Genomic DNA, 26,936 nt, shown 5'->3' with positions numbered 1-26,936 from the left:
CAATTAAGAGAAGAATTCAGCGATAAATTAATTGTAGAATTGACAAAAGAAGCAGAGAAAATTCCGTTTTCAGAAAGTCTTCCAATTGCTTTAGACTGGATTAACGGACGCAGAACTCCAGATGCAAACCAAGAATTAAAAAGTGCAATTTCAAACCTTTCTTTAGGAACAAAAGCACCACATATTTTTAAAGCTTTAGTAAACGCAATTTGTTTTGGAGCCAAGAAAATTGTAGATCGTTTCGAAGAAGAAGGAGTAAAAATCGATAGCGTAATCGGAATTGGCGGTGTTGCCCGTAAATCTCCTTTTATCATGCAGACATTGGCAAATGTTTTAAACAAGCCAATCAAAATCGCAGCTTCAGATCAGACTCCGGCTTTAGGCGCAGCAATCTATGCAGCCGTTGCAGCAGGAATTTATCCAAACGTAATCGAAGCAAGTCAAAAAATAGGAAGTGATTTCGACGGAGAATATTTTCCTCAATTAGATAAAGTAGCAGCGTATCATAAACTGCTTTTAGGATACGAACAATTAAGTGCTTTTGCAGATCCAAACCTTAAAATATCGGAACATGAGCTCTCTTTATAAAGATTTAAAACAGGAATGTTACGAAGCCAATATGCAGTTAAATGCATTGAATTTGGTGGTATATACTTTTGGAAATGTGAGCGCTGTGGACAGAAAAAACGGGGTTTTTGCCATTAAACCAAGTGGTGTTCCTTACGAAGATTTAAAACCGGAAGATATTGTGATTGTCGATTTTGACAATAATGTTATTGAAGGAACTATGCGTCCGTCATCTGACACTAAAACGCATGCTTATTTATACAAAAATTGGCCAAATATTGGAGGCGTTGCACATACACACGCCACTTATTCTGTGGCTTGGGCACAATCACAAAAAGATATTCCAATTTTTGGAACAACGCATGCCGATCATTTAACAGCTGATATTCCGTGCGCACCGCCAATGGCAGATTCTCTTATCGAAGGAAACTACGAACACAATACCGGAATTCAGATTCTAGATTGTTTCAAAGAAAAAAATCTTTCCTACGAAGAAGTAGAAATGATTTTGATAGGAAATCATGGCCCATTTGCATGGGGAAAAAACGCAGCAAAAGCGGTTTACAATAGTAAAGTTCTGGAAGTAGTTGCCGAAATGGCTTACCTGACTTTGCAAATAAATCCAAATGCTGCAAAATTAAAAGATTCATTAATAAAGAAACATTACAACCGCAAACACGGAAAAGATTCGTATTACGGACAGTAATGATTTTAGATTTTAGAGTGCAGATTTTAGATTAATCTGCAAAACGATTAAACAATTCAACAAATAAACGATTAAACAGCATGATAGATATATCTCAAAAAGAAGTATGGTTTGTAGTAGGAAGCCAGGAATTATATGGTGAAGAAACACTTAGAAAAGTAGCAGAACATTCACAGATTATTGCAAAAGGATTAGATGCATCATCTTCAATACCAGTAAAAGTGGTTTACAAAGATGTGGTGAAATCTCCTTCGCAGATTTTAGATGTTTGTTTGGCTGCGAATTCAGAGAAAAACTGTATCGGAATTATTGCCTGGATGCATACTTTTTCACCAGCAAAAATGTGGATTGGCGGTTTGAGCATTTTGAAAAAACCATTATGTCATTTGCATACACAATATAATGCTGAAATTCCGTGGGGATCTATCGACATGGATTTCATGAACTTGAATCAATCGGCTCACGGAGATCGTGAATTCGGTTTCATCATGTCAAGAATGCGTAAAAAGCGTAAAGTGGTTGTAGGACATTGGGAAGACGAAAGAGTTCAGAAAAAATTAGGAATTTGGTCAAGAGTCGTTTTAGGTTGGGATGAACTTCAAAACTTAAAAGTAGCTCGTATTGGTGACAATATGCGTGAAGTTGCCGTTACAGAAGGTGATAAAGTGGAAGCTCAAATTCGTTTTGGAGTTTCAGTAAACGGATTCGATTCTTCAGATGTAACTAAACATATTGAAAAAGTAACCGACAAACAATTAGCTGATTTATTAGCGGTTTACGAATCTTCTTATATTTTAACTGATTCTTTAAAAGAAGGCGGTGCGCAAAGAAGTTCTTTAGCGGAAGCGGCAAAAATTGAATTAGGTTTAAGAGCTTTCCTTGAAGAAGGAGGTTTTGGAGCTTTCACAGATACATTCGAAAACCTTGGTGTTTGGAAACAATTACCGGGAATTGCAACACAAAGATTAATGGCCGATGGTTATGGTTTTGGTGGTGAAGGAGACTGGAAAACAGCTGCAATGGTAAGAGCTTTAAAAGTAATGAACATTGGTTTGGAAGGCGGAACTTCTTTTATGGAAGATTATACGTATCACTTCACACCTCAAAAATCATATGTTTTAGGATCTCACATGTTAGAAATTTGTCCTTCTATTGCTGATGGAAAACCTTCTTGCGAAGTGCATCCGTTAGGAATTGGCGGAAAAGAAGATCCGGCGCGTTTGGTGTTTAATTCACCTGCGGGAGATGCAATTAATGTTTCTTTGGTTGATATGGGAACTCGTTTCCGTTTGATTGTAAACGAAGTTGAAGCGGTTAAACCATTGGCAGAATTACCAAAATTACCAGTTGCCAGAGTTTTATGGGATTGTAAACCAAACCTTGAGATCGCAGCAACAGCATGGATTTTAGCAGGTGGAGCGCATCACACCGTTTACAGTCAGTCATTAACAACAGAATACATGGAAGATTTCGCTGATATCGCCGGAATCGAATTATTGGTTATTGATGAAAAAACTACGGTAAGAGAGTTTAAAGATAAGATCAATGCTAATGAAGCTTACTTTCATTTGTTTCAGCATGGACTATAATTTTAAAGTTACTGAGATTCTAAGGTTCTAAGTTTTTTTGTTACTTTTAAACTTCTCACATTTCACTTTTTACAATAATCAAAAAATATCATTTATGAATGTATTAAAACGTTGTATTTTTGGAATCGGCCTGCTAAGTCTGGCTTTAGTTTCAGTTGAATGCAAAAGCGATAAAAAAATGGATTCGACAGTTTCAGATCAAAAGACAGCAGTAACGATTGAAAAATCTTCTTACGGAACAACTGCAAAAGGAGAAAAAATAGACAGTTACAAGCTGAAAAACCAAAACGGAATGGAAGTAGATATCATCACTTTTGGTGGTATTATAACGGATTTAAAAGTTCCGAATAAAGAAGCAGTTTCTGAAAATGTGGTAACTGGATTCAATTCTTTGGCAGAATACGAAAAAGAAAATCCGTTTTTTGGAGCCTTAATTGGAAGATTTGGAAACCGAATTGCTAAAGGAAAATTTACTTTAGATGGAAAAGAGTATCAATTAGCAATCAATAACGCTCCAAATGCTTTACACGGCGGACCAAAAGGTTTCTTTAAAGTGGTTTGGAAAGCTGAGGAAATTAAATCAGGTGAAACAGCTTCTTTAAAATTATCTTATTTAAGTAAAGATATGGAAGAAGGTTATCCTGGAAATCTAAAAGTTTTTGTAACATACACGTTGACTAATAATAATGAATTAGAGGTTTTGTATGAAGCTGAAACAGACAAGAAAACAGTTATAAATTTAACACAGCATACTTATTTCAATTTATCTGGAGATTTTTCTAAAACTATCCTAGATCATGAATTGACTTTAAATGCTGATAAAATTGTTCCAGTTGATGCGACTTTAATTCCAACAGGAAAATTAGAAGATGTTGCCAATACACCTTTCGATTTCAGACAACCAAAATTAATTGGAAAAGACATCGAAGTTAAAAATGAACAATTAGAAAGAGGAAAAGGTTACGATCACTGCTGGGTATTGAACAATCCTGAAAAAGGAAAAACAATCATTGCAAAAGTATATCACGCACCAAGCGGAAGAGTTTTAGAAATAACTACAGATGAACCTGGAATTCAGTTTTACTCAGGAAATTTCCTTGACGGAACTCTGCCAACACGCGACGGAAAAACATACGCTCACAGAACCGGACTTTGTTTAGAAACAGAACATTATCCGGATTCTCCAAACCAGAAAAATTTCCCAACAACGGTTTTAAACCCGGGAGAAAAATACAAAACTAAAACTACCTTCAAATTCTCAGTGAAGAAATAGTTTTAGAATTTGTTTATTCGTTTAATTCTCTAAGGAACCTCGGAAGTTTATGCTTTCGAGGTTTTTTTATGGATAAAATTGCTTATCGAGACAAAGAATTTTTCTCATTTTTGTCATTTCGACGAAGGAGAAATCTTCGTAAGAAACTCCGCAATCAAAATTTCCAATCTTTGTAGAGTTACTTACGAAGATTTCTCCTTCGTCGAAATGACAAGATTGTGTTTAAGCTTTGCAACTATTGAGATTAATTCATTCCTGATCTATAAAAATCTTAACTTAGCAAAAGTAAACGAGAACGAAATGAAACATCTTTTTAAAGCAGAGCTAAATTGGACTTCAAAAAAAGTAAAGAATTCAACTTCAAAAATTTACAGCAAAAACCATCAAATTAAAATTGAAGGAAAATCTCTTTTAGATGTTTCCGCAGCAAAAGCGTTTAAAGGAGATCCATCATTATTTAATCCTGAAGATTTATTATTGAGCAGTTTAGTTTCCTGTCATATGATGTCATACTTATATGTGTGTTCTCAAAACGGAATAGAAATTCTCGAGTATTCAGACAATGCCGAGGCAACACTCGAAGTTTCTCCAGACGGAAGCGGACGTTTCGTTGAGGTTAGGTTATATCCAAAAGTAAAAATTTCAAATCCAGACCAAATTGAATTAGCTTTAGAACTGCATCAAAAAGCAAATCAATTGTGTTTTATTGCTAACTCTTGTAATTTTCCTGTTTTGCATGAGGCGAGTTGTGAAGTAGTGTAAATGAAAAAAAACTCTCCCGTTAAGAAGAGGTTTTTTGTACCATTTAGTTTTGAATTGTCGAATTTATACGTTGAAGATTTAAAGAGATTATCTTATGCATATGAAAAGTTAAATAAATAATTAGATCAATTATAGTATCATAATTAATTTTATTAAAGCGAATGGCTTCATTTTTAAGACTTGACCAATCAAAATCATAAAGTTCAGTATCATTCCAATCATCAGGCCAGTCAACAATTAAGAAATTACCGATAGCAAAACCTCCTCCAAAATAAGAATCTGTATTTACCCCAAGACTTTGACTGCCAGGTTTAAAATCTTCTGTTCCAAATTGTGAAGAAAGTAGTATACATAGACCTGCATAAGCATCAATTAAATTGCTAAAATTTGCCACTTCAAAATTATGAACTCTATCGTGTTTCGATTTATTGTAAGCTTGATACCATGGCAAAGGTTTGTTTTGCTTCCATTCGTAAAATGGTTTTCTAATATTCGTGCTTCCTTTCCAAAAAGGGAGTTTGATTGAATAGTCATCTAAATGATGTGTTTTATTTACAATAGCAAAATCTGTTATTTTCCAACTGTTTTCTTGACGAATTGCACCATGTCTATCCACTGGATTAAAGATGTTTTCTCTTAGTATCGCTTTGAAATTTGCTTCAACTTCAATACAAATTCTGGTTAGCAATTCATGTATTCTGAAAGAATATGTTGAATTGTTAATGTCGGATGGTTCAACAAATTCAAATAATTTGATCACATCTTCTTGAATAATTGAAAAAGCTCTTGTATAATATTCGGGATTGTCAGAGTAAGAATGGTCAACAATATAAGCCCAACTACTATATCCTGAGTTAGGACTTTTTTTTAAAGGACGATAATTTCTGTGGAAAGGTTTGCTAAAACTCATTGTTTAATCTTTTCAGGTTTAAAGCAAATATATCTATATTAAGAATTTTATTTGTTTTTGTCTGAATAAGTTTTCTAATTATGGTTTTCCATAATAACATGATGATTTTATTGCTGTTATTTGTTTATAGAAGATTGACTTATCAAAAAGTCAAGTAGAGAAAATTATTTAATTTAAAACATTTATCATGGAAAAAATTCAAGCAATTAAGCCAGGTCCAAAACCGAACAAGCCAGATGGAAAACCAGATGAAAGAAGGCGAGTTAATCCACCAAATCAACCAAAACATCCTGATTTGAAGCCTCATATCCATAAGCCAAAGGATTAAATGAGTAAAGCCTGGAAGTACTAAAACCAAAAAAAACCTCTTCAATAAATGAAGAGGTTTTTTGTACCCGGAGCCGGAGTCGAACCGGCACGGTTTCCCACAGGTGTTTGAGACCAGCGCGTCTACCAATTCCGCCATCCGGGCTTAGCAGACGAAAAAATAACGATAAATCAGTTATTTTAACGCAATAGAATGAGATCAAAAATGTGCCCATTCCTTTAACACGGTGCAAATGTAAAAAATAAAATTAAATCATCTACTAAAAATACTTAAATATTTCCTTTCAGTGTCCAATAAATTTTATAAATTTGCACCTCGTTAAAACGACGCACACACAACTAACTACACCCGAGGCATTTATACAGGTCTGGCTTTACGAAAATAATAAAGCCGAATTGTGCAGAGCGCAGCGGAGCAAAAACAACAAATTATAATGTCGCACCTAGAACCAGAAGCTAAAATTTTTGCTTGTTCACAAAGTGTTTATCTTGCAGAAAAAATTGCAGAACAATACGGAATTCCGTTAGGAAAAGTAACGATGTCAACGTATAGCGACGGAGAATTTCAGCCGTCTTACGAAGAGTCAATCAGAGGATTACGTGTTTTTATTGTGTGTTCAACTTTCCCATCTGCAGATAATTTGATGGAATTGTTATTAATGATTGATGCAGCAAAACGTGCATCAGCAAGACATATTACAGCTGTTATGCCTTATTTTGGTTGGGCAAGACAAGATAGAAAAGACAAACCAAGAGTGCCGATTGGAGCGAAGTTAGTAGCTAATTTATTAACCGCTGCAGGAGCAACAAGAATCATGACAATGGATTTGCACGCAGATCAAATTCAAGGATTCTTTGAAAAACCGGTAGATCATTTATTTGCATCTACAATCTTTTTACCTTACGTGCAAAGTTTAGAATTAGAAAACTTAACTATTGCATCTCCGGATATGGGAGGATCAAAAAGAGCTTATGCTTACTCTAAGTTTTTAGAATCAGATGTAGTAATCTGCTATAAACAAAGAAAAGCAGCCAACGTTATCGACACTATGGAATTGATTGGTGAAGTAAAAGGTCGTAACGTAATCTTAGTAGACGACATGATCGATACAGGAGGAACTTTAGCAAAAGCAGCCGACTTAATGATCGAAAAAGGAGCACTAAGCGTAAGAGCAATTTGTACACACGCTATTTTATCTGGCGGTGCGTATGAGAAAATTGAAAATTCGAAATTAACAGAATTAATCGTAACAGATTCAATCCCGTTAAAGAAAGAATCAAATAAAATTAGAGTAGTGAGTTGTGCACCTCTTTTTGCAGAAGTTATGCACATGGTGCACCACAATAATTCCATTAGTGGAAAATTTATAATGTAAAAGCAATAGGCTGTAGGCTTTAAACCGTAAGCTTTTGTTTCTCATTTTAAAAAGCGTAAAGCCTAGTGCCTAAAGCTTAAAGCAAATTAAGAATATTTATTAATAACTATATTTTTTTACAATGAAATCGATTACAATTAAAGGATCAGAAAGAGAAAGCGTGGGCAAAGTGTCAACTAAAGCCTTACGTAATGCTGGAGCGGTTCCTTGCGTGTTATACGGAGGAAATCAGGCAGTACATTTCTCAGCGGACGCTGCGGCATTCAAAAACTTGGTTTACACTCCAAACGCTCACACAGTTGTGATCGAACTTGGAAAAGGAAAATCATTCAATGCAATTTTGCAAGACATTCAGGTTCACCCTGTATCTGACAAAATTTTACACATTGACTTCTTCCAATTATTTGATGATAAAGAAATCACAATGGAAGTTCCTGTGAAAATTGTTGGTACATCTAAAGGTGTTCTTGCTGGAGGTGTTTTACGTTTAAACACTCGTAAATTAAAAGTAAAAGCTTTACCTAAAGATCTTCCTGATTTTGTTGAAGCGGATATTACTCCACTTGAAATGGGTAACAAATTATATGTTACTAAAGTTGGAAAACCAGAATACAAAATCATGCACCCAGAGAACACAGTTGTTGCTCAAGTAAGAATTTCTCGTGCTGCTATGAAAGCTGCTCAAGAAGCTGCAAAAGCTGCAAAAGCTCCTGCAAAAGGAAAGAAAAAATAATTTTTTTCAACTCAATACAAAAAGCATCAATCGAAAGATTGGTGCTTTTTTTTTAGCATCTAAGTTTCTAAGGTGCTGAGATACTAAGTTTTTTTATTGCTGTCAGGCTGAGCGGAGTCGAAGCCCACGCAAAGCATGGAATTCAGATTGTCGAGTATCTTACAGGGCTTCGACTTCGCTCAGCCTGACAAAAAGAAAATAAAAATTAATGCAAACCTGTTTCATCCGCGTCATCCGTGTGCCATCTTAAACAATCTTCGTGGTTAAAAATAATTATCTAATTAACCAATTGGCACATTCTCTAATTAATCTTACTTTTGCAAACATGATAAAATGGATAACAAAACTGTTTTCATCAACACAAAAAGAAGAGAACATAGATAATATGAAGAAATATTTAATCGTTGGTTTAGGAAATATTGGGGCCGACTACGTAAACACAAGACATAATATTGGATTTAAAGTATTAGACTTTTTAGCCAGAAAAGAAAGCCTTTCATTTGAAACTGTAAAACTAGGGTCTTTAGCCGAATATAAGTTTAAAGGAAGAACATTTTTTCTGCTTAAACCAAACACTTACATGAACCTTAGCGGAAAAGCAGTAAAATACTGGATGGATAAAGAAAATATTCCGTTGGAAAATATTTTGGTAATCACAGACGATTTAAACCTGTCATTCGGAACAATCAGAATCAAACCAAAAGGAAGCGATGGAGGTCATAACGGATTGAAAAATATTAATCTGGTTTTGAATACGCAGCAATATACCCGCTTTAGATTTGGAATCAGCGATCAATTTAAAAAAGGACAGCAGATAGATTATGTTTTAGGAGAATGGAATGACGACGAAAATTCAAAATTACCGGAACGTTTAGAAACTTCAGCTGAAATTATTAGATCTTTTGGAACAGCCGGATTAGAAAATACAATGACAACCTTTAATGGAAAATAAAGATTTTCAGTTATTTATATTTTAAAAAATCGATTTATCAATTAATTAAATTGAATTATAACGAAATAGTATTTTCAATTCCAAAGTTAAATGTCTAAATTTGGGATAAATTATTATAAACCATAAAAATCCTTATACCATGGCTTTTGAATTACCACAATTACCTTATGCATATGATGCATTAGAACCACATATTGATGCGCGTACAATGGAAATCCACCATACAAAGCACCACAATGCATACACTACAAATCTTAACGCTGCTATCGCAGGAACAGATTTAGAAGGAAAAACAATCGAAAATATCTTAATTAACTTAGATAAATCTAACGCTGCAGTTCGTAACAATGGTGGAGGTTTTTACAACCACAATTTATTTTGGACAGTAATGTCTCCAAACGGAGGAGGATTACCAACAGGAGATTTATTAGCAGCTATCGAAGATTCTTTTGGAACTTTCGAAGAGTTTAAAGCAAAATTTGCTAAAGCTGGAGCAACTCAGTTTGGTTCAGGATGGGCTTGGTTAACAGTACTTAAAGGAGGTAAATTAGAAGTTGTAGGTACTCCAAATCAAGATAATCCATTAATGCCAGAAGTTGCTGGTAATGGTGGGACTCCAATCTTAGGAATGGACGTTTGGGAACATGCTTACTACTTAAACTACCAAAACAGAAGACCGGATTATATTGAGGCTTTCTTCAGTGTAATTAACTGGACAGAAGTTGCTAGAAGATATGCTTTAGATAAATAAGAAAATAGAGCAAAGAATAAAGAGAAAAGACGAGTGCCGAAAGGTACTCGTCTTTTTTTTTGTATATCTATAAGTCTCATCTTTATTCTATAATCTTGTTCTTTTCTCTTCTCTAAAAAAAGAAAATAAAAAAGGCGGAATCTCTTCCACCTTTTTTGCCCCAAATCTACCATAAACTTAACCTACTAATGTTATGGTTTTATAAATGTATGACACTTATTTTTATTAAGAAAATTTTTCGGATGAAAGGTAAATATATCCGATGAAATGAATATAATGACTTAAAGGAGAAATACTTGAGTTTATTCCAATAAAAAAGGTGGAATCTCTTCCACCCTTTTTGCCCCAAATCTACCATAAACTTAACCTACTAATGTTATGGTTTCCCAAAAGTATTGTAGCTTTTCATTTTTACCAAACAAACAGGATAAACGGCAAAAAAAACCGATGAAATGCACAAATTAACCTTTTGTTAATACTTTTTTAATACGCTCTGGCGTCTTTTCCTTCGTAGAAATTCATAAATGCTCGGTTTACAACGCGGTTTCCTCCTGGGGTAGGATAATCACCTGTAAAGTACCAGTCTCCTAAGTTTTTAGGACATGCAATATGTAAGTCTTCTACTTTTTGGAAAATAATTTTTACTTCGGCATTAATTTCCGGAGAACTTAACATCTCAGCAATTTTATCTGAAATTTCTTCTGGTGTAAATTGATCGTAAATTGCAGTTACATAATTCACAACATCTGTGTCTGCAAAATTTTCCTGTGCTTTACATTTAGCATAAACTTCGTCAACAATATGATATAAGTTTCTTTCTTTCAATAAAGTTAAAGCAGCTCTAAAGGCAACAAGTCCTTCAAGTTTTGCCATATCGATTCCGTAGCAGTCAGGATAACGAATTTGTGGCGCCGATGAAACAATAACAATACGTTTGGGTTTCAAACGATCCATCATTTTAATGATACTCATTTTTAATGTAGTACCACGAACAATACTATCGTCAATAATAACCAAATTGTCTTCTGGCTTAATTACGCCATAAGTAACATCGTAAACATGAGCTACTAAATCGTCACGGCTGCTGTCCTCAGTAATAAAGGTTCTAAGTTTAGCATCTTTAATAGCCACTTTTTCGGTGCGTATTTTTACAGCTAAAAGTTCCTGAAGCGTCTCTGCAGTAAGTGTATTTCTATTTTCTAGAATATAATTATTTTTTCTCTGATTTAAGAAATCCTGAGCAGCTTCGACTAAACCATAAAATGAAGTTTCGGCTGTATTTGGAATATAAGAGAAAACAGTATTGTCTGTATCGCTGTCAATTGCGTTAAGAACGGCAGGTAAAATTAATTTACCTAAGTTTTTACGTTCCTGATAAATTTCAGCATCACTTCCTCTTGAGAAATAAATTCTTTCAAACGAACAAGCTTTCTTTACAGTTGGTTCTAAAATTTGCTGCATCGAAACCTTTCCACTTTTTTTGATAATCAAAGCGTGACCTGGATCGATTTCCTGAACGCTTTCAAACGGAACATTAAATACAGTTTGAATAACAGGTCTTTCAGAAGCTACAACAACTACTTCGTCATCTTGGTAAAAATAAGCTGGACGAATTCCTGCTGGATCTCTAAAAACAAAAGCGTCACCATGACCTAATAAACCAGCCATTGCATAGCCACCATCTAAATTTTTAGCAGAACGAGCTAATATTTTTGCAATATCCAAACGTTCAGCAATTACTGGGGAAGCTTCTCTTTTTGAGTAACCTTCAGCTTTACAGTCTTGGTACAATTGCATAACTTCTTTATCTAAGAAGTGGCCAATTTTTTCCATTACCGTAACAGTATCCGCCATTTCTTTTGGGTGCTGTCCTAACTCAACCAAGTTTTCGAAAAGCTCTTTAACATTCGTCATGTTAAAGTTTCCGGCTAAAATCAAGTTACGGTGCATCCAGTTACTTTGACGTAAAAATGGATGTACACTTTCGATGCTGTTTTTTCCAAAAGTTCCGTAACGAACGTGTCCTAAAAACAATTCGCCAACATATGGAATTTCCGATTTTATTTTTTGAACATCGTCACCAATTTCAGGCTGTGCTTTTAACTCTTCACTGATTCTCTCATTGATTTGTTTAAAAACATCCTGTATTGGCTGTGAATGATTTGAACGAACTCTGCTTATGTAGCGTTGTCCAGGTTCAACATCAAGTTTGATGCTTGCAAAACCAGCTCCGTCTTGTCCACGGTTGTGCTGTTTTTCCATCATCAAATACATTTTCTGAATTCCGTAAAAAGCAGTTCCGTATTTTTCTTTATAATATTCAAGCGGTTTGAGAAGTCTAACTAAGGCTATACCACATTCGTGTTTTAAAGCGTCGCTCATTGTTTCTTGTATTTTGTGTTGTTGTAAGTTGTGTGTATTAACGTAATAAAAAAAGCCCCGTGTTATCGAGGCTTTTGGGCATTATATTTCTATGTCAAACTGAGTTAACGACTTAAATTGCTGTAATCGAATCGCTACTTCTGCTTTGCTTAATGTTTCCATCCTTTCAGTTCCAAATTTCTCTACGCAGAACGAAGCTAAATTTGAACCGTAAATAATTGCATTTTTCAAATTGTTAAACGAAATGTTTTCGCTTTGTGCAATGAATCCAGAAAATCCTCCTGCAAAAGTGTCTCCGGCTCCGGTTGGATCAAAAACATCTTCTAGCGGTAAAGCTGGTGCAAAGAATACTTCTCTGTTGTGGAATAAAAGTGCGCCGTGTTCTCCTTTTTTGATCACTACATATTTTGGCCCCATATCCTGGATTTTAGCCGCCGCTTTTACTAATGAATATTCACCAGAAAGTTGTCTTGCTTCTTCGTCATTGATTGTAATAACATCTACACGTTTAATAACGTCTAATAATTCTGGAAGAGCGCAGTCCATCCAAAAGTTCATTGTGTCTAAAACAACTAATTTTGGTTTTTTCTCTAATTGATCTAAAACGCTGCTTTGTACTAACGGATGTAAATTTCCTAACATTACAACATCAGCATCTTTATAGTTTTGAGGAACTTTTGGCTGAAAATCAGCTAAAACGTTCAACTCAGTAACCAATGTATCTCTAGAGTTTAAATCGTTATGGTATAATCCACTCCAAAAAAACGTTTTACCGCCTTTTACAATTTCGACACCAGAGATATCAATATTTCTTGAAGTTAATAAGTCTAAATGTTCTTGAGGAAAATCATCGCCAACTACAGAAACTATGGCCGATTGCAAGTTGAAAAATGAAGCTGATAAACCAATGTACGTTGCAGCACCACCTAAAATTTTATCTGTTTTTCCGAAAGGAGTTTCAATCGCGTCGAAAGCAACCGTTCCAACAATCAATAATTTATTCATTTTATGAATTTCGAATTAGGGTGCAAAGATACTCTATAAGTTACAATCTTGCAACGGTTTAGGTTCTCAAAATTTTCTTAAAAAAAAGATATCGATTTCGGATCTAATTCTATTGTAAATGAATGAATTATATTTAGTTTTTGGGAGTGCTTAAAATATGTTTTCCGGATTTAAATCGCAAGTTTTATTTTGAAAAAAAACGTCAAAATTTTATCTGAGTCTTTTAAATGAAGAAACTTTTCTTTTTCCACTTAAAACGCCAAGAATTGTAATGTGATTGTTTTTTATTTTGAATATAATCAGCCAAGTTTTGTATGTAGCTTCTCTATAAATCTTGGTTTTAGTTGGCAAGTTTTCACATTGAGAATAAATCAAAGGATTCTGAATTATTTTATTCATTGCTTTATTTATTCCATTACCAATTTTAATCGCATTTAATGGTTGAAGTTTTTCGAAAGCAATATAATCAACAATTTCTTCTAAGGTTTGAAAATAATTTTCAGATATATCTAACGTATATTGTTTTGAATTTTCAGCTTTTTCTCTTCCCATTTTTCATTAAACATTTCTAGAGACATCTTTGGGGATTTTTCAGCAACTTTTATCCATTCCATTAAATCTTCTTTAGATAAATTGCTTTCAATTTGATCACTTTCATCTTCAAAATCAATAGATACTTTTAATGCTTTTCCAACATAATTCTTTGGAATCTCAAAAGAAAGATTCACAATTTTATCTTTAGGAGTAATGGTTTTCTGTATCATTTTCATGAATTTAATGAACTTTACAAAGTTATGATAAATAAATTCATCATTGTTGATATAATTTTTTTTAACAGTTACAACGGATACTTCTTATAAAAAGATTTTTTTCTAAAAGCTTAAAGATATTTGTAACCGCTGTTGGTGATATTGCCTATCTTTTTTTACTTGCGATTCTTTAATTTGTCTATATTTTTAATCCAATTGATTGCATCCTTCATAGGCTCTTCAGAGTCTGAAAATGCAGTATTGTGTCCCAAGTTTGGAAATAATTTATATTCATAAAGTTTTCCTTTAGACTTTAATATATCAAGATATTCGATTGATAGCTTTATAGGAACTTGAATGTCTTTGCCTCCAAAAATCCAGATTCCTGGAATTGATAATTTAGAAAGAACATCATTAGGATTTGTATCAATAAACTCATATTTGTCCGGGTCATTGAATACATGTTTTCTTGCATCTTCTTCTGAGTGCGTATTCCAAAAATTTTGATCTCCATCTGTATAAAATTGGAATCTCAATTGTTCTTTAACCGTTATAAGAGCTCCGCTAAAGATTGTCATAAATTTGACTTTGTTGTTTTTCTCTGCAGCCAATGGAATTATCCACCCAGCTTGACTGCCTCCTATTAAACCTATTGATATTTGATCATTTGATAAATATTTAGATAAAGTATTTACAGCAGCACTCGCATCTAAAGATAAAAGATTTAGATTTGAGAAATCAACATTGTTAGTTCCTACTTCTGGTCCAGCATATAAACCAGCTGATTCGCCGACACCACGCTTATCATACGTTAAAACTGCAATTCCGTTGTTGGCTAGAATTGCAGCAAAGTTTATCATTCTTTTTTCTTGCCCAGATCCATGAACAATCACAACGGCTGACTGTACGTTGTTAGGTGTAAAAATAGTTCCGGCGAGTGAAACTCCTTCACTAACAAATTTTATTTCCTTAATTGTAAAGTTTGGTGGAATTGCTGATGCATAACTAGTGAAAAACAACAACATTAAGAGATAATACTGGCGTATTTTTTTTGCTTTTATAATGCTTTTAAAAAATGCCAGTTTATTTTTCATTTTTTTAAATCTTAATTAAATAAATTGCTTTCATTTCTTGAATTAATCTATAACTGATATTTCTTATCAAAATAATTTTTCAAAACCCCAATTTGAATTAAAATCATAAAAGGAACTATTAAAATAGCATATAATGTAGTTTTAGAAATATGAATACCAGAAACAATTGCTGAGATTTTATCTGTATACGATTTCCCTATTTCTAAATTATTTTCTGCTCCGGTAAAATACACATTATAAACAACCAAAAGAGCTAAAGTAAATCCAATAAAAATCCACGTTGAGATGGAAATTAGAGGCTTATAAGGTTTGATTTTTACTTCTTCGGCAGCAAGAATTTTTGACATTATATTTGAAGTAAAGTCAGCAGATGGTGATTGAAGTGTATTTTCAGCCATCATTTTCTCAATAAGATTTTCTATATTTTTATCTTCCTCTTTCATAATACTCTACTATTTCTGGTTCTAACTGCTTTTTTAAAATTACGGCTAATTTTTGTCGGCTTCTAAATAATTTTACCTTGACATTATTAGTATTAATGCTCATGATTTTTCCAATTTCTTCTAAGTTTTGATCTTCAAAATAAAACAAAGTCAGCAGGAAATTCTCTTCACTTGGTAACAAATTTAAACAATTTTGAATAGTTTGCTTTCGTTCTTTGTCTTCTAAAACGCTTAAAGCGGTATCCATTGTTTTAATTAAATGAGATGAGAAATCATCTATCGAAATATTTAAATCCTCTTTTTTACTTTTCTTCAATCTGTCCAGACAAGTATTATAAGCAATCTTATAAATCCAGGTTGAAAATTTCGAGTCGCCTTTAAATTTGCTCAAAGAATTATAAATTTTGATAAACGTGTCTTGCGAAACTTCTTCTGCTTCCTCTCTGTTTTTTACCATTTTGAGTGCCAAAGTAAAGATCATATCTTTATAACGATCAACCAACACGGCAAACGCATTGGTTTGTCCCTGCAAAACTTTATCGATATAATGCTGATCATTTATTGTACTCATATTATATAGGACGACACTTTATTTCTTTAGGTTACAAGAAATTTAAAATAAATTTCATTTTTTTTGAAAGCACAAATTCTTAATTTAAATTCCAATTTGGTTATACTTATATATAGTATAGAACTTTGTCAAAGTTTTAAACTTTGACAAAGTTGCGGCATTGAAATTATTTTTACATCAAAAATAACTGATAATCAGTAACTTTTGGAATTTGGGATTTAAAATTTGAATTTTTTTCACAAAACCTGTAACCTCAATTTAAAAAGCCTCGTCATATGGAGTATCAATCAATTAATAAAAACATAAAATTATGGGACCACAAGTTTTAATACCGCTTAGTCTTTTTTTGATGATCTTCGGGATTGTCTATCTTATTTATTCAACAAGAAATAGAGAGCGTATGGCTCTTATTGAAAAAGGTGTTGATGCCAGTATATTTTTAAAAGGAAAAATAAATGGCGGTTCGGCATGGAAAATCTTTGTTGTAAATCTGGCTTTCTTATTAATAGGAAGCGGACTTGGAATTTTTCTTGCTTTGCTTATTACAACTTACACATCTCTTAACGATGGTGCAGTTTATCCTTCAATTATTTTTATAATGGCAGGTATTGGGCTTTTGGTAGGATTTAAAACCGCAAAAGATTTAGACAAAGAGTAGTAGAGTACGTAAAGATTTTAAGTTAGTAATTAAAAAACGCGTTTAAAGCAATTGTTTTAAACGCGTTTTTGTTATTCTTTAGATCCAATGGTTTCGTAATAAACATCTATAGAAAGCTTGGGCTGTGCTGATGCCATAACGGCAAGTTCATCGCAGCGTTCGTTTTGCGGATGATTATTGTGACCTTTTATCCATTTAAAATCTACCTGATGTTTACGATAAATAATTAAAAAGCGTTTCCATAAATCGGGATTCTTTCTGCCGGCAAATTTCTTTTTCTCCCAGCCTAAAACCCATTTTTTTTCAACAGAATCCACTACATATTTAGAGTCAGAAATTACCAGAACCTTCATATTTGGCTTTTTTAGTTTTTCTAAACCAACAATTACAGCCAAAAGTTCCATTCTATTATTAGTAGTAAGGCGAAAACCTTCGTAAAATTCTTTTTTATGCGGAGTTCCAACCAATTCCATGACCACGCCATAGCCGCCATTTCCCGGATTTCCTTTTGCAGCGCCATCTGTATATATATGTACTTCGTGTTGGGTCATTTTATTTTTTGTTAACCATATAAGTTATATAAGTCCATTTAAAGTATTGTCTTATATTTCTTAGGTTATTTAAAAGTTCATTCTGATTTTAGTATTTTTTAAACGCCAGCCTTAAATTATCTTATATAACTTATATGGTTTTAAATTTTAGAATCTGAATCTTCCAGAATTCTATGAATAATCTCAGGAAAATGTTTTTGTTCTAATTCGTGAATCTTTTCAGCTACCGTTTCTGGCGTATCTTCTTCAGTTAAAAGAACATTTTGCTGAAATATGATTCCGCCTTCATCATAATTTTCATTTACATAATGAATAGAAATTCCAGTTTCTTTTTCTTTATTATTAACTATCGCCCTATGAATGTGCATTCCGTACATTCCTTTGCCTCCATATTTAGGTAAAAGTGCAGGATGAATGTTTATAATTTTGTTTGGATACTGCTCAATTATGTTTTCAGGAAATTTCAGTAAAAAACCGGCAAGAACAATCAAATCCGGGTCGATTTTTTGTATTTTTTGTAATACTTTTCTTTCTAAAAGTTCGTTTTTTTCGAAGATTTCAACTGGAATTTGATGATTTTTTGCTCTTTCAATAACTTTTGCCGAAGCATTATTTGTAAAAATCGAAACGACCTTTGCAATTTCGATGTTCGAAAAATATTTTATAATGTTTTCTGCGTTAGTTCCTGATCCTGAGGCAAAAACGATAATTTTTTTCATAATAGAATTTATTTTGAGAATGCAAAAAACGGAATAAAAATCGAAAATAAATAGCTTTAAAAGACCTTTCTTGAAATTAATTTTATAAATTAGTGTCACATTTATAAACTAAATAGTTGTTTTAAAATAAAGTTTTTTATTTTTGCCAACAAATTAAATTCTAAAATTAAAGATTATGTCAGACATTGCATCAAGAGTAAAAGCGATTATCGTAGACAAATTAGGTGTTGACGAAAACGAAGTTGTAACAGAAGCAAGCTTCACTAATGATTTGGGAGCTGACTCATTAGACACTGTTGAGCTTATTATGGAATTCGAAAAAGAATTTGATATTCAAATTCCAGACGATCAAGCAGAAAACATTGCTACTGTAGGTCAAGCTATTTCTTATATCGAGGAAGCTAAAAAATAATAATACCACACCCGAATTTTAAAAATTCCAAAGTTTGAATGTCCAAATTCCAAAATTGGAATTTGTTTTTTAAAAAAATTGGAATTTCTAGAAATCGGGTGTTATTATTTTTTTAAATTTAAATTTCGATTGGTTTTCAATCAAAAAGATATATTTATATTGTAATACCCATGGCTCTTAAGTAACAAAACTGTTAAGAAAGCGTGGGTTTTATTTGTTTAAAGACACAAAATACATAATTTATGACATTAAGGCGAGTTGTGGTAACAGGATTAGGTGCACTTACTCCTATCGGGAATAATATCCAGGATTATTGGAATGCACTTGTGAATGGGGTAAGCGGAGCCGCTCCTATCACATATTATGATACAGAGAAGCATAAAACGAAATTTGCCTGCGAAGTGAAAAACTTCAATATTGAAGATTACATGGATCGCAAGGAATCTCGAAGATTAGATAAATTTGCTCAATATGCAGTTGCTGCCAGTGATGAAGCTATTAAAGATGCTGGACTTACAGATGATAATGTCGACAAAACAAGAGTTGGTGTTATCTGGGGAGCAGGAATTGGAGGTTTAGAAACATTCCAGGAAGAAGTAATTTATTATGCAAAAGGGGATGGAACTCCAAAGTTCAATCCATTTTTTATTCCAAAAATGATTGCCGATATCGCTCCAGCGCATATTTCTATGCGTAACGGGTATATGGGACCAAATTATACTACGGTTTCTGCATGTGCATCTTCTGCAAATGCATTAATTGATGCTTTCAACTACATTCGTTTAGGAATGTGTGATATTATTGTATCTGGTGGTTCTGAAGCTGCAATTACCATTGCCGGTATGGGAGGTTTTAACTCTATGCACGCTTTATCAACAAGAAACGATAGTCCGGAAACAGCTTCAAGACCTTTTGATGCAACCAGAGATGGTTTCGTTTTAGGAGAAGGAGCAGGAGCTTTAGTTCTTGAAGATTACGAACACGCAAAAGCAAGAGGCGCAAAAATTTACTGTGAAATTGGCGGAGGCGGAATGTCATCTGATGCTTACCATTTAACAGCACCACATCCGGAAGGAATTGGAGTTATTGCAGTAATGAAAAATACGCTTAGAGACGCTGGAATGAACCCTGAAGATGTTGATCATATCAATACTCACGGAACTTCTACTCCACTTGGAGATGTTGCTGAGTTAAAAGCAATCAGTAAAGTTTTTGGCGAGCACGCTAAGAATATCAATATCAACTCTACAAAATCAATGACAGGACATTTACTTGGTGCTGCCGGAGCTATTGAAGCTATTGCTTCTATCTTAGCAATGAAACACGGTATTGTTCCTCCTACGATTAATCATACAGTAGTTGATGAGAATATTGATCCTGCATTAAACCTTACCTTAAACCAACCTCAAAAAAGAGAAGTGAATGTTGCTATGAGTAACACATTTGGTTTTGGCGGACACAATGCTTGTGTGTTATTTAAAAAAATCGCTGACTAATTTTCGTATATGAATATTATCAAAAAAATATTTTCTAAATCCCGTTCTCTAGAAGACGGGATTTTTTTTGACACTATTCAGAAAATTCTTGGTTTTCAGCCTGTAAATATTGAATTTTACAAAAAAGCTTTTACCCATAGATCGTCAAATAAATTAGATGAAGCAGGACATCCTATAAATTACGAACGTTTAGAATTTTTAGGAGATGCTATGCTAAGTGCTGTAATTGCTGCGCATTTGTTTAATAAGGCGCCAAATGGAGACGAAGGATATTTAACAAAAATGCGTTCAAAAATTGTAAGCCGCGAACATTTAAATGAACTTGGCAAAGATTTGAATTTAGTGCGTTTTGTAGAAAGTAAAGTACCTGTTCAGCATTTTGGAGAAAATATTCATGGTAATATTTTCGAATCGCTGATTGGTGCTATTTATTTGGATAAAGGGTATTCGTATTGTGAAAGATTTATTCAAAAAAGAGTAATTACCCCTTATGTCGATATTGCAAGACTGGAAGGAAAAGTAATTAGTTATAAAAGTTTAGTTATCGAATGGTGTCAGAAAGAAAAGAGGATCTTTCATTACGACATTTTCGAAGATAATGGTATTGACGGACAACGCTTGTTTGGTGTCAAATTAAGTATAGACGATAGGGTGATCGCACGAGCGCGGGCAACTTCAAAAAAGAAAGCAGAAGAGAAAGCTTCACAAAGAGCATATTTTGCATTTCAGGAAAAAATAGATAAGAAATAATTACAATTTTGATGTAATTTTCTTAATGCTAAATCGTTTTCGTTTATAAATTAACAAAAACTAGCTGCTTATAACTATTGATGCTCCGTTAGAAATAGTATATTTACAACTTGATTTTTCATGACATGGCTATTCATAGATTGGATTTAGACGAATTTGACGAAATTGATTATTATTTAATGGCAATTCATACTTCATTAGAAGATTATAGACTGGCCTATTTTATCAATAAGAACCTTCCGATTAACTTAAGTAAGAGCAAAAACGAGATCCATGCTCAGACTAAAGAAGGTGAGGCAAATTTTTCGAGATTTTATTATTATGATTCTGAGAAAGCTGTATCGTGGAATTTGATTCAGAATAAAAATGAGATCATTTCTGTGAGTACAAATGATTTCCAGAATTTGTTTTCTAATGAAACAAGTGAGGTTTCTACAACAATTCATTTACTTCCTGAATTCAAAAAAGTAGATTTTTTCCTGAAAATCGATAACAGTGAGGAGGCTGTCGATTTTTCAGAAATTCAGCAACAACTAAATTCAATAGAAAGTATTGCAGCAATTTATGCTGTGGATACCAATAAAATAAAATCAAAAAACAATCTAATTTTTTAAAAAAAATGTTAACAAACAAGAAAACCAAAATTGTAGCTACATTAGGCCCTGCATGTGGTACGAGAGAGATTATCAAGGATATGATCGACGCAGGGGTGAATGTGTTTAGAATCAATTTTTCGCATGCAGACTACGAAGGAGTAAAGGAAAAAATTAACATTATTAGAGGCCTGAACGAAGAGTTTGGTTACACTACAGCAATCTTAGGAGATTTGCAGGGACCAAAACTTAGAGTTGGTGTAATGGAAGAAGGAACGGTTGTACATGATGGTGACGAAATTACTTTCACTACAGCAGAAGATATTATCGGAAATGCAAAAAAAGCATTCATGAAATATCAAAATTTCCCAAATGATGTAAATGTTGGAGAGCGAATTTTGCTTGATGATGGTAAACTTATTTTCGAAATTGTTTCAACAGATAAAAAAACAGAAGTTGTTGCTAAAGTTATTCAGGGTGGAGAATTAAAATCTAAAAAAGGGGTTAATCTTCCAAACACAAAAATTTCTTTACCAGCTTTAACTGAAAAAGATATTGCAGATGCTATTTTTGCAATTGAACAAAAAGTAGACTGGATCGCACTTTCATTCGTGAAAACTCCTCGCGATTTACAAGATTTACAAGAATTAATCGCTAAGCATTCAGAATATAAAATTCCAATTATTGCTAAAATTGAAATGCCGGAAGCTCTTGAGAACATGGATAAAATTGTAGCATATTGCGATGGTTTAATGGTTGCTCGTGGAGATCTTGGAGTTGAACTTCCTGCTCACGAAGTACCATTAGTACAAAAAGATTTGATTCGCAGAGCAAAAACGGCTAGAATTCCTGTTATCGTTGCTACACAAATGATGGAAACAATGATTACAAGTTTAACGCCAACAAGAGCAGAAGTAAATGACGTTGCTAACTCAGTAATGGACGGTGCAGATGCTGTAATGTTATCTGGAGAAACTGCAACTGGAAATTATCCTGTACAAGTTATTCAAAGAATGACACAAATTTGCGAGGCTGTTGAGGATTCTCCGCTAATTCGTGTTCCACAAAACACACCACAAATTAAAACAAAACGTTTTGTTACTAAAACAGTTTGTCACCAGGCAGCTTTATTAGCAAACGAAATCGAAGCTAAAGCAATTTGTACTTTAACAAACAGCGGTTACACAGCTTTCCAAATTTCGGCTTGGAGACCATCTTCGGCACATATTTTAGTATTTACTTCAAACAGAAGAATCTTAACACAATTGAATTTATTATGGGGAGTTAAATCATTCTTCTATGATAATGAAGTTAGTACAGATGATACTGTAACAGATGTAAATAAAATTGCAGTTGAAAAAGGGTATGCATCAAAAGGAGATTATTTAATCAATCTTGCTGCAATGCCAATTAAAGAAAAAGGAATGGTTAATACCATGAGAGTTTCAGAAATAGAATAGTTTTCTTTTTAAGATCACGATATTTTAAAATCAAATCCACCCATTCGGGTGGATTTTTTTTGTTTTATATATTCTTCAATTTATAAATCCTGACGTTTCAAGTTATAATTTGAAACACCATGGAGCAAAATAAAACCATTTTCATGTTGCAAGTTATAATTTGCAACAACCTAAAGCCTTAATAATAGGATTATTCGTGTTTTTATTACTTAATTTTGAGATACTTAACAAAACGTTAAAAAATAGTTGTTGCAAATCCCCTCAATGCCAACAGCTAAATGTTCTAAGAAATTGCTTTTAATACAGGTTGCATTTTCTACTTCATTTTTGTAGAAAATGATAGTTCGATTTTTAGATAAAAACCATTATACAAACGAATTATTAACAAATCTTATTACCATGAAACAAAGTAAATTTAGAAATGCCATAATGCTTTTTGCATTAATATGCTTCACGATTGTTCAGGTGAAAGCTCAGAATAAAAAAGTCAACATTTTAGTACTGTGGGGCGATGATATTGGAACTACCAATATTAGTGCCTATAGCGATGGACTTATGGGATACACTACCCCAAATATTGATCGTTTAGCTAATGAAGGATTGCGTTTTTTACATTATTATGGAGAACAAAGCTGTACTGCAGGACGCGCTGCTTTTTTAACTGGACAACATGGTCTCAGAACCGGACTTACAAAAGTTGGTTTTCCTGGAGCACCAATGGGTATGAGTCAGTTAGATCCTTCTATTGGTGGCATCCTGAAACAATTAGGATATGTAACAGGCCAGTTTGGTAAAAACCACGTAGGAGATCGTAATGAAAATTTACCAACCGTAAACGGTTTCGATGAATTCTTTGGAAATCTGTATCACTTAAATGCTGAAGAAGAACCAGAATTGCCGGATTATCCTAAAGATCCGGAATATCTAAAAAGATTTGGACCAAGAGGAGTTTTAAAATGTACAGCCACAAGTGGAGATGACGGTACTGTTGATCCTCGCTTTGGAAAAGTCGGAAAACAAAAAATAGAAGATACCGGAGCGCTTACTAAAAAAAGAATGGAAACGGTAGATGATGAAACATCAGCTGCAGCAATTGATTTTATTAAAAGACAAAATGCAGCAGGCAAACCATTTTTCTGTTGGTTCAATGCCACTCGTATGCACCTTCGTACACACGTTAGAGCAGAACATAGAGGGAAATATACACACGGAGACAGTGAATATATTGATGGAATGATCGAACACGATGCAACGATAGGAAGTATTTTAAAAGCACTAGATGACTTAGGAATTGCCGACAATACGATCGTGGTGTATTCAACAGATAACGGCCCTCACATGAATACATGGCCTGATGGAGCAATGACACCATTCCGTTCTGAGAAAAACACAAACTGGGAAGGAGCTTTCCGTGTACCTTGTATCGTACGCTGGCCGGGAGTTATTAAACCAGGAACAGTAACTACAGAATTAATGAGCCATAATGACTGGATTCCAACTTTTGCCTCAATTGCAGGAGAACCCGATATCGTTAATAAACTTTTAAAAGGTTACTCAGCAAACGGAAAAAACTATAAAGTACATTTAGATGGTTTTGATCAAAGTAAATTTTTAGAAGGCAAAACACCAAAAAGCGCCAGAGATAAATTCTTTTATACAGATGACGATGGTCTTTTAGTTGGTTTAAGAGAAGGCGATTATAAATATGTTTTTGCAGAGCAGCGTTTGGGAGGTACAATGGGGGTTTGGGCAGAACCTTTTACCAAACTGCGTTTACAAAAAATATTCAATTTGTACCAAGATCCTTTTGAAAGAGCAGATATCACCTCAAATACTTTTTGGGACTGGCAGATGAACCACGTACAATTAATGTATGGAGCCATACAAGATGTCGTAGTTTTTGCAGAAACATTTAAGGAATATCCTCCAAGATCAATTCCGCCAAGTTTCTCAGCCTATACCATTATGGAAGAAACAATGAAAGATATCAAGGCAAAACAATACATAGAAAAAAATGTGATGCCTAAATTAAAAGAGGAAGAAGGAGCAGCAGATTCGAAAAAGAAAAAGTAGAAAATAATGTTTAATAGAGCTTGAGTTACCCCCTAATTCAAGCTCTATAACTTAAAAATCAATACCATGTATAAGAAAATATATGTATTGTCTCTGCTTTTATTTTTACTGATTTCGTGCAAAAATAAATCAGAAGACGCCACAACTGTTAATCCTAAAGACAGTTCAGCCGTTATCGTTGGAGATCCGCTTCCCAGCTGGAACAAAGGAACTTTAAAAGATGACATTATTGCTTATGTTGAAAAAGTAACCAAAAAAGGAAGTCCTGATTTTATTCCGATTGAGGATAGAATCGCCACTTTTGATAACGACGGGACATTATGGGCTGAAAAACCATATGTTCAGGAATTATTTGCTTTTTATCAGGTAAAAAAAATGGTCGGAGCCAATCCGGCATTGGCACAAAAACAGCCTTTTAAAGCTGTAGTAGAAAAAGACAAAACCTTTTTTGAAAAAGGAGGTGATAAAGCACTCATAGAGCTTGTCGCAGCAACTCACACCGGAATGACCGAAGATGAATTTGAAACATCAGTAAATGATTTTTTTAAAACGGCGAGTTATCCGGGCAAAAATGTTCCTGTAAAACAAATACGATATCAGCCTCAATTAGAGCTGCTAAATTATCTCCGTGCCAACGGATTTAAAACCTATATCGTAACAGGCGGAACAATTGAAGTGGTGAGAGCAATATCTCAGGATTTTTATGGAATTCCAAAAGATCAGGTCGTAGGAACTTCTTTTAAATACAAATATGACGATGCTAAAAATGCCGTGCAGAGAGAACCTGCTTTAGATCATTTTAATGATAAAGAAGGAAAACCGGTTGGCATACAACTGCATATTGGCCAGCGCCCAGTTTTTGCCTGCGGGAACGAAGGCGGCGCAGGAGATATTGCGATGCTCAAATATTCGCAGGGAAATAAATATCCATCCTTTCAATTATTGGTCAATCACAACGATTCCATTAGAGAATACAGCTATCAGGAAAAAGATAATTTGTCATTAAGCACAGCCGCAAAAAACAAGTGGCATGTAGTAAGTATAAAAGACGACTGGAAAAAAGTTTTTGCAGATAAATAATTTGAATTAGTTAGGATCTCAAATGAAGCAGCTTTTGCCCGTCAAAAGTTGTTTCATTGAGATTTTTAGAGGAATTAAAAATCTTAAAAAAACAGCTATGAAACGAATAAAGTATTACATCAGTCCTAAATTATTTTTCTGCACACTGTTTTTTACTTTCTCTTTTGTTATTTCTGCTCAGGAAACCGTACCAAAAGCCGGAGCAAGTGCGCAGGAATTAGCAGATAAATTAGCAAATCCCGTGGCAAGCTTAATAAGTGTGCCTTTGCAGAATAACTTAAATTATGGTATTGGCCCCTTTAACGGATCAAAATATACAATAAATGTGCAGCCGGTAATTCCGTTTAAATTAACAGAAAATCTAAATTTAATTACCCGCTATATATTACCAGTTGTAGATCAAAGAGACATTACAGGAGAAAATACACATCAATTTGGATTAAGCGATGCAACAGTTACCGCTTTTTTTGCGCCAAAAACAAAAGGACTTATTTTAGGAGTTGGCCCCGCATTTTTAATTCCAACAGCAACAGATGAATTATTAGGAACAGAAAAATTTGGAGTTGGTCCAAGTGTATTAGTAATGCATCAGGGAAAAGGACTTTCAGTAGGTTTCATAGCCAATCAAATTTGGTCCGTTGCCGGAAATGAAGACCGCGCCGATTTTAATCAGTTTTACACCCAGATATTTCTTTCTCACAGTTATAAAAGCGGAGCCAGTTTAGGTATTAGTTCAGAAATTACTCAAAATTGGGAAGGCAATACAACTTTAATTACGATTAGTCCTAACATAGGAGCCGTAACAAAATTGGGCGATCAGGTCGTTCAATTTGCTATTATGCCATTAATTCCGGTTGTAGGCCCACATGAAATTAAACCAGATTGGGGATTACGTGCTGTTTTGGCCTTTGTATTTCCGGGTTCATAACATCGTTTTTGAGTTTCTTTAATCTT

The 26,936-nt window shown here is 33.8% G+C and carries 29 protein-coding genes and 1 tRNA gene; 19 read left to right on the top strand and 11 right to left on the bottom strand.

The genetic code is table 11. The features are described 5' to 3' along the window. The 5 genes from B3C18_RS17745 to B3C18_RS17725 form a co-directional block, all read left to right on the top strand. The coding region (locus B3C18_RS17745; protein ID WP_291149587.1) for an FGGY-family carbohydrate kinase at positions 1–588 on the top strand (588 nt) is incomplete at its 5' end. Next, positions 572–1,273 (top strand): L-ribulose-5-phosphate 4-epimerase, encoded by a 702-nt coding sequence (locus tag B3C18_RS17740; RefSeq protein WP_291149584.1) that lies wholly within the window; start codon positions 572–574, stop codon positions 1,271–1,273. The genes B3C18_RS17745 and B3C18_RS17740, both read left to right, overlap by 17 nt. A gap of 80 nt (positions 1,274–1,353) precedes the next feature. Beyond that, on the top strand, positions 1,354–2,862 hold the full coding sequence (araA, locus tag B3C18_RS17735; protein ID WP_291149582.1) for an L-arabinose isomerase: 1,509 nt from the start codon (positions 1,354–1,356) through the stop codon (positions 2,860–2,862). Positions 2,863–2,956: 94 nt separating this feature from the next. Next, entirely contained in the window at positions 2,957–4,135 is a 1,179-nt protein-coding gene (locus B3C18_RS17730) for an aldose epimerase family protein (protein ID WP_291149579.1), read from the top strand. Between the two features lie 300 nt (positions 4,136–4,435). Then, complete coding sequence (locus B3C18_RS17725; protein WP_291149578.1) at positions 4,436–4,897, top strand: OsmC family protein; 462 nt, start codon at positions 4,436–4,438, stop codon at positions 4,895–4,897. 43 nt (positions 4,898–4,940) lie between these two features. Here the strand turns inward: B3C18_RS17725 and B3C18_RS17720 are convergent, their stop codons facing one another. Continuing rightward, positions 4,941–5,807, bottom strand: coding sequence for a hypothetical protein (locus B3C18_RS17720; protein ID WP_291149575.1), 867 nt, complete (start codon positions 5,805–5,807; stop codon positions 4,941–4,943). Between the two features lie 187 nt (positions 5,808–5,994). On the opposite strand from B3C18_RS17720, the gene B3C18_RS17715 reads away from it, so the two are divergent. Then, positions 5,995–6,135: a hypothetical protein gene (locus B3C18_RS17715; protein WP_192186437.1), complete on the top strand. Its 141-nt coding sequence runs from the start codon at positions 5,995–5,997 to the stop codon at positions 6,133–6,135. A 64-nt stretch (positions 6,136–6,199) separates the two neighbouring features. Here the strand turns inward: B3C18_RS17715 and B3C18_RS17710 are convergent. Next, a tRNA-Leu gene (locus B3C18_RS17710) sits at positions 6,200–6,279 on the bottom strand. Positions 6,280–6,568: 289 nt separating this feature from the next. On the opposite strand from B3C18_RS17710, the gene B3C18_RS17705 reads away from it, so the two are divergent. The 4 genes from B3C18_RS17705 (at position 6,569) to B3C18_RS17690 (ending at position 9,946) form a co-directional block, all read left to right on the top strand. Further along, complete coding sequence (locus B3C18_RS17705; RefSeq protein WP_073484226.1) at positions 6,569–7,510, top strand: ribose-phosphate pyrophosphokinase; 942 nt, start codon at positions 6,569–6,571, stop codon at positions 7,508–7,510. Positions 7,511–7,631: 121 nt separating this feature from the next. Next, positions 7,632–8,243, top strand: coding sequence for a 50S ribosomal protein L25/general stress protein Ctc (locus tag B3C18_RS17700; protein ID WP_291149571.1), 612 nt, complete (start codon positions 7,632–7,634; stop codon positions 8,241–8,243). A 325-nt stretch (positions 8,244–8,568) separates the two neighbouring features. Then, positions 8,569–9,195, top strand: a complete 627-nt coding sequence (gene pth / locus B3C18_RS17695) for an aminoacyl-tRNA hydrolase (protein ID WP_291149569.1) — start codon at positions 8,569–8,571, stop codon at positions 9,193–9,195. Between the two features lie 139 nt (positions 9,196–9,334). Beyond that, complete coding sequence (locus B3C18_RS17690) at positions 9,335–9,946, top strand: superoxide dismutase (protein ID WP_053472908.1); 612 nt, start codon at positions 9,335–9,337, stop codon at positions 9,944–9,946. A 483-nt stretch (positions 9,947–10,429) separates the two neighbouring features. Here the strand turns inward: B3C18_RS17690 and B3C18_RS17685 are convergent, their stop codons facing one another. From B3C18_RS17685 to B3C18_RS17655, 7 genes are all read right to left on the bottom strand, one after another. After that, a complete protein-coding gene (locus B3C18_RS17685; protein ID WP_291149564.1) occupies positions 10,430–12,328 on the bottom strand; it encodes an amidophosphoribosyltransferase in 1,899 nt (632 codons plus the stop codon). An 81-nt stretch (positions 12,329–12,409) separates the two neighbouring features. After that, positions 12,410–13,333 (bottom strand): PfkB family carbohydrate kinase, encoded by a 924-nt coding sequence (locus B3C18_RS17680; RefSeq protein WP_291149561.1) that lies wholly within the window; start codon positions 13,331–13,333, stop codon positions 12,410–12,412. A 210-nt stretch (positions 13,334–13,543) separates the two neighbouring features. Then, entirely contained in the window at positions 13,544–13,885 is a 342-nt protein-coding gene (locus tag B3C18_RS17675; protein WP_291149559.1) for a type II toxin-antitoxin system RelE/ParE family toxin, read from the bottom strand. Continuing rightward, the gene (locus tag B3C18_RS17670; protein WP_291149556.1) at positions 13,843–14,097 is read right to left on the bottom strand and encodes a hypothetical protein; all 255 of its coding nucleotides are present in this window, start codon (positions 14,095–14,097) and stop codon (positions 13,843–13,845) included. Before B3C18_RS17670 ends, B3C18_RS17675 begins: the two co-directional genes overlap by 43 nt. 161 nt (positions 14,098–14,258) lie before the next feature. Further along, positions 14,259–15,176, bottom strand: coding sequence for an alpha/beta hydrolase family protein (locus B3C18_RS17665; RefSeq protein WP_291149553.1), 918 nt, complete (start codon positions 15,174–15,176; stop codon positions 14,259–14,261). 47 nt (positions 15,177–15,223) lie between these two features. Then, positions 15,224–15,619, bottom strand: a complete 396-nt coding sequence (locus tag B3C18_RS17660) for a hypothetical protein (RefSeq protein WP_291149550.1) — start codon at positions 15,617–15,619, stop codon at positions 15,224–15,226. Further along, the gene (locus B3C18_RS17655) at positions 15,603–16,190 is read right to left on the bottom strand and encodes an RNA polymerase sigma factor (RefSeq protein ID WP_291149549.1); all 588 of its coding nucleotides are present in this window, start codon (positions 16,188–16,190) and stop codon (positions 15,603–15,605) included. The genes B3C18_RS17660 and B3C18_RS17655 overlap by 17 nt, the downstream gene beginning before the upstream one ends. Before the next feature lie 310 nt (positions 16,191–16,500). Here B3C18_RS17655 and B3C18_RS17650 point away from each other — a divergent pair, with 310 nt between their 5' ends. After that, the gene (locus B3C18_RS17650) at positions 16,501–16,848 is read left to right on the top strand and encodes a DUF6249 domain-containing protein (RefSeq protein WP_056207430.1); all 348 of its coding nucleotides are present in this window, start codon (positions 16,501–16,503) and stop codon (positions 16,846–16,848) included. Positions 16,849–16,919: 71 nt separating this feature from the next. Here B3C18_RS17650 and rnhA read toward each other — a convergent pair whose 3' ends face one another. Both rnhA and purN read right to left on the bottom strand, forming a co-directional pair. Next, positions 16,920–17,399 (bottom strand): ribonuclease HI, encoded by a 480-nt coding sequence (gene rnhA, locus B3C18_RS17645; RefSeq protein WP_291149545.1) that lies wholly within the window; start codon positions 17,397–17,399, stop codon positions 16,920–16,922. Between the two features lie 140 nt (positions 17,400–17,539). Continuing rightward, positions 17,540–18,118: a phosphoribosylglycinamide formyltransferase gene (purN, locus tag B3C18_RS17640; protein WP_291149542.1), complete on the bottom strand. Its 579-nt coding sequence runs from the start codon at positions 18,116–18,118 to the stop codon at positions 17,540–17,542. A 175-nt stretch (positions 18,119–18,293) separates the two neighbouring features. Between purN and B3C18_RS17635 the strand changes: the two genes are divergently transcribed. The 8 genes from B3C18_RS17635 (at position 18,294) to B3C18_RS17600 (ending at position 26,910) form a co-directional block, all read left to right on the top strand. After that, entirely contained in the window at positions 18,294–18,530 is a 237-nt protein-coding gene (locus B3C18_RS17635; RefSeq protein WP_007137004.1) for an acyl carrier protein, read from the top strand. Positions 18,531–18,772: 242 nt separating this feature from the next. Next, entirely contained in the window at positions 18,773–20,026 is a 1,254-nt protein-coding gene (fabF, locus tag B3C18_RS17630; protein WP_291149539.1) for a beta-ketoacyl-ACP synthase II, read from the top strand. 9 nt (positions 20,027–20,035) lie between these two features. Further along, entirely contained in the window at positions 20,036–20,776 is a 741-nt protein-coding gene (gene rnc / locus B3C18_RS17625; protein WP_291149536.1) for a ribonuclease III, read from the top strand. A 125-nt stretch (positions 20,777–20,901) separates the two neighbouring features. Further along, on the top strand, positions 20,902–21,390 hold the full coding sequence (locus B3C18_RS17620; RefSeq protein WP_053472898.1) for an IPExxxVDY family protein: 489 nt from the start codon (positions 20,902–20,904) through the stop codon (positions 21,388–21,390). A gap of 5 nt (positions 21,391–21,395) precedes the next feature. Then, positions 21,396–22,829: a pyruvate kinase gene (gene pyk / locus B3C18_RS17615; protein WP_291149532.1), complete on the top strand. Its 1,434-nt coding sequence runs from the start codon at positions 21,396–21,398 to the stop codon at positions 22,827–22,829. Positions 22,830–23,228: 399 nt separating this feature from the next. Next, positions 23,229–24,902 (top strand): arylsulfatase, encoded by a 1,674-nt coding sequence (locus B3C18_RS17610; protein WP_291149528.1) that lies wholly within the window; start codon positions 23,229–23,231, stop codon positions 24,900–24,902. Positions 24,903–24,968: 66 nt separating this feature from the next. After that, positions 24,969–25,982 carry an HAD family hydrolase gene (locus B3C18_RS17605; protein WP_291149525.1) on the top strand — a complete coding sequence of 338 codons (1,014 nt, stop codon included), beginning with the start codon at positions 24,969–24,971 and terminating at the stop codon, positions 25,980–25,982. 97 nt (positions 25,983–26,079) lie between these two features. Continuing rightward, the gene (locus B3C18_RS17600; RefSeq protein WP_291149522.1) at positions 26,080–26,910 is read left to right on the top strand and encodes a hypothetical protein; all 831 of its coding nucleotides are present in this window, start codon (positions 26,080–26,082) and stop codon (positions 26,908–26,910) included. Positions 26,911–26,936: the final 26 nt, after the last annotated feature.

Source organism: Flavobacterium sp. UBA7680, from assembly GCF_002482975.1.
Classification (GTDB): Bacteria; Bacteroidota; Bacteroidia; order Flavobacteriales; family Flavobacteriaceae; genus Flavobacterium.
The sequence above is the reverse complement of the archived record's forward strand: the minus strand, read 5'-3'. Positions and strand labels throughout refer to the sequence as shown.

Excerpts from the sequence above, each read along its gene's own strand:
- B3C18_RS17740 (WP_291149584.1), top strand. The coding sequence starts at position 572 with ATGAGCTCTCTTTATAAAGATTTAAAACAGGAATGTTACGAAGCCAAT.
- araA (WP_291149582.1), top strand. The coding sequence starts at position 1,354 with ATGATAGATATATCTCAAAAAGAAGTATGGTTTGTAGTAGGAAGCCAG.
- B3C18_RS17730 (WP_291149579.1), top strand. The coding sequence starts at position 2,957 with ATGAATGTATTAAAACGTTGTATTTTTGGAATCGGCCTGCTAAGTCTG.
- B3C18_RS17725 (WP_291149578.1), top strand. The coding sequence starts at position 4,436 with ATGAAACATCTTTTTAAAGCAGAGCTAAATTGGACTTCAAAAAAAGTA.
- B3C18_RS17720 (WP_291149575.1), bottom strand. The coding sequence starts at position 5,807 with ATGAGTTTTAGCAAACCTTTCCACAGAAATTATCGTCCTTTAAAAAAA.
- B3C18_RS17715 (WP_192186437.1), top strand. The coding sequence starts at position 5,995 with ATGGAAAAAATTCAAGCAATTAAGCCAGGTCCAAAACCGAACAAGCCA.
- B3C18_RS17705 (WP_073484226.1), top strand. The coding sequence starts at position 6,569 with ATGTCGCACCTAGAACCAGAAGCTAAAATTTTTGCTTGTTCACAAAGT.
- B3C18_RS17700 (WP_291149571.1), top strand. The coding sequence starts at position 7,632 with ATGAAATCGATTACAATTAAAGGATCAGAAAGAGAAAGCGTGGGCAAA.
- pth (WP_291149569.1), top strand. The coding sequence starts at position 8,569 with ATGATAAAATGGATAACAAAACTGTTTTCATCAACACAAAAAGAAGAG.
- B3C18_RS17690 (WP_053472908.1), top strand. The coding sequence starts at position 9,335 with ATGGCTTTTGAATTACCACAATTACCTTATGCATATGATGCATTAGAA.
- B3C18_RS17685 (WP_291149564.1), bottom strand. The coding sequence starts at position 12,328 with ATGAGCGACGCTTTAAAACACGAATGTGGTATAGCCTTAGTTAGACTT.
- B3C18_RS17680 (WP_291149561.1), bottom strand. The coding sequence starts at position 13,333 with ATGAATAAATTATTGATTGTTGGAACGGTTGCTTTCGACGCGATTGAA.
- B3C18_RS17675 (WP_291149559.1), bottom strand. The coding sequence starts at position 13,885 with ATGGGAAGAGAAAAAGCTGAAAATTCAAAACAATATACGTTAGATATA.
- B3C18_RS17670 (WP_291149556.1), bottom strand. The coding sequence starts at position 14,097 with ATGATACAGAAAACCATTACTCCTAAAGATAAAATTGTGAATCTTTCT.
- B3C18_RS17665 (WP_291149553.1), bottom strand. The coding sequence starts at position 15,176 with ATGAAAAATAAACTGGCATTTTTTAAAAGCATTATAAAAGCAAAAAAA.
- B3C18_RS17660 (WP_291149550.1), bottom strand. The coding sequence starts at position 15,619 with ATGAAAGAGGAAGATAAAAATATAGAAAATCTTATTGAGAAAATGATG.
- B3C18_RS17655 (WP_291149549.1), bottom strand. The coding sequence starts at position 16,190 with ATGAGTACAATAAATGATCAGCATTATATCGATAAAGTTTTGCAGGGA.
- B3C18_RS17650 (WP_056207430.1), top strand. The coding sequence starts at position 16,501 with ATGGGACCACAAGTTTTAATACCGCTTAGTCTTTTTTTGATGATCTTC.
- rnhA (WP_291149545.1), bottom strand. The coding sequence starts at position 17,399 with ATGACCCAACACGAAGTACATATATATACAGATGGCGCTGCAAAAGGA.
- purN (WP_291149542.1), bottom strand. The coding sequence starts at position 18,118 with ATGAAAAAAATTATCGTTTTTGCCTCAGGATCAGGAACTAACGCAGAA.
- B3C18_RS17635 (WP_007137004.1), top strand. The coding sequence starts at position 18,294 with ATGTCAGACATTGCATCAAGAGTAAAAGCGATTATCGTAGACAAATTA.
- fabF (WP_291149539.1), top strand. The coding sequence starts at position 18,773 with ATGACATTAAGGCGAGTTGTGGTAACAGGATTAGGTGCACTTACTCCT.
- rnc (WP_291149536.1), top strand. The coding sequence starts at position 20,036 with ATGAATATTATCAAAAAAATATTTTCTAAATCCCGTTCTCTAGAAGAC.
- B3C18_RS17620 (WP_053472898.1), top strand. The coding sequence starts at position 20,902 with ATGGCTATTCATAGATTGGATTTAGACGAATTTGACGAAATTGATTAT.
- pyk (WP_291149532.1), top strand. The coding sequence starts at position 21,396 with ATGTTAACAAACAAGAAAACCAAAATTGTAGCTACATTAGGCCCTGCA.
- B3C18_RS17610 (WP_291149528.1), top strand. The coding sequence starts at position 23,229 with ATGAAACAAAGTAAATTTAGAAATGCCATAATGCTTTTTGCATTAATA.
- B3C18_RS17605 (WP_291149525.1), top strand. The coding sequence starts at position 24,969 with ATGTATAAGAAAATATATGTATTGTCTCTGCTTTTATTTTTACTGATT.
- B3C18_RS17600 (WP_291149522.1), top strand. The coding sequence starts at position 26,080 with ATGAAACGAATAAAGTATTACATCAGTCCTAAATTATTTTTCTGCACA.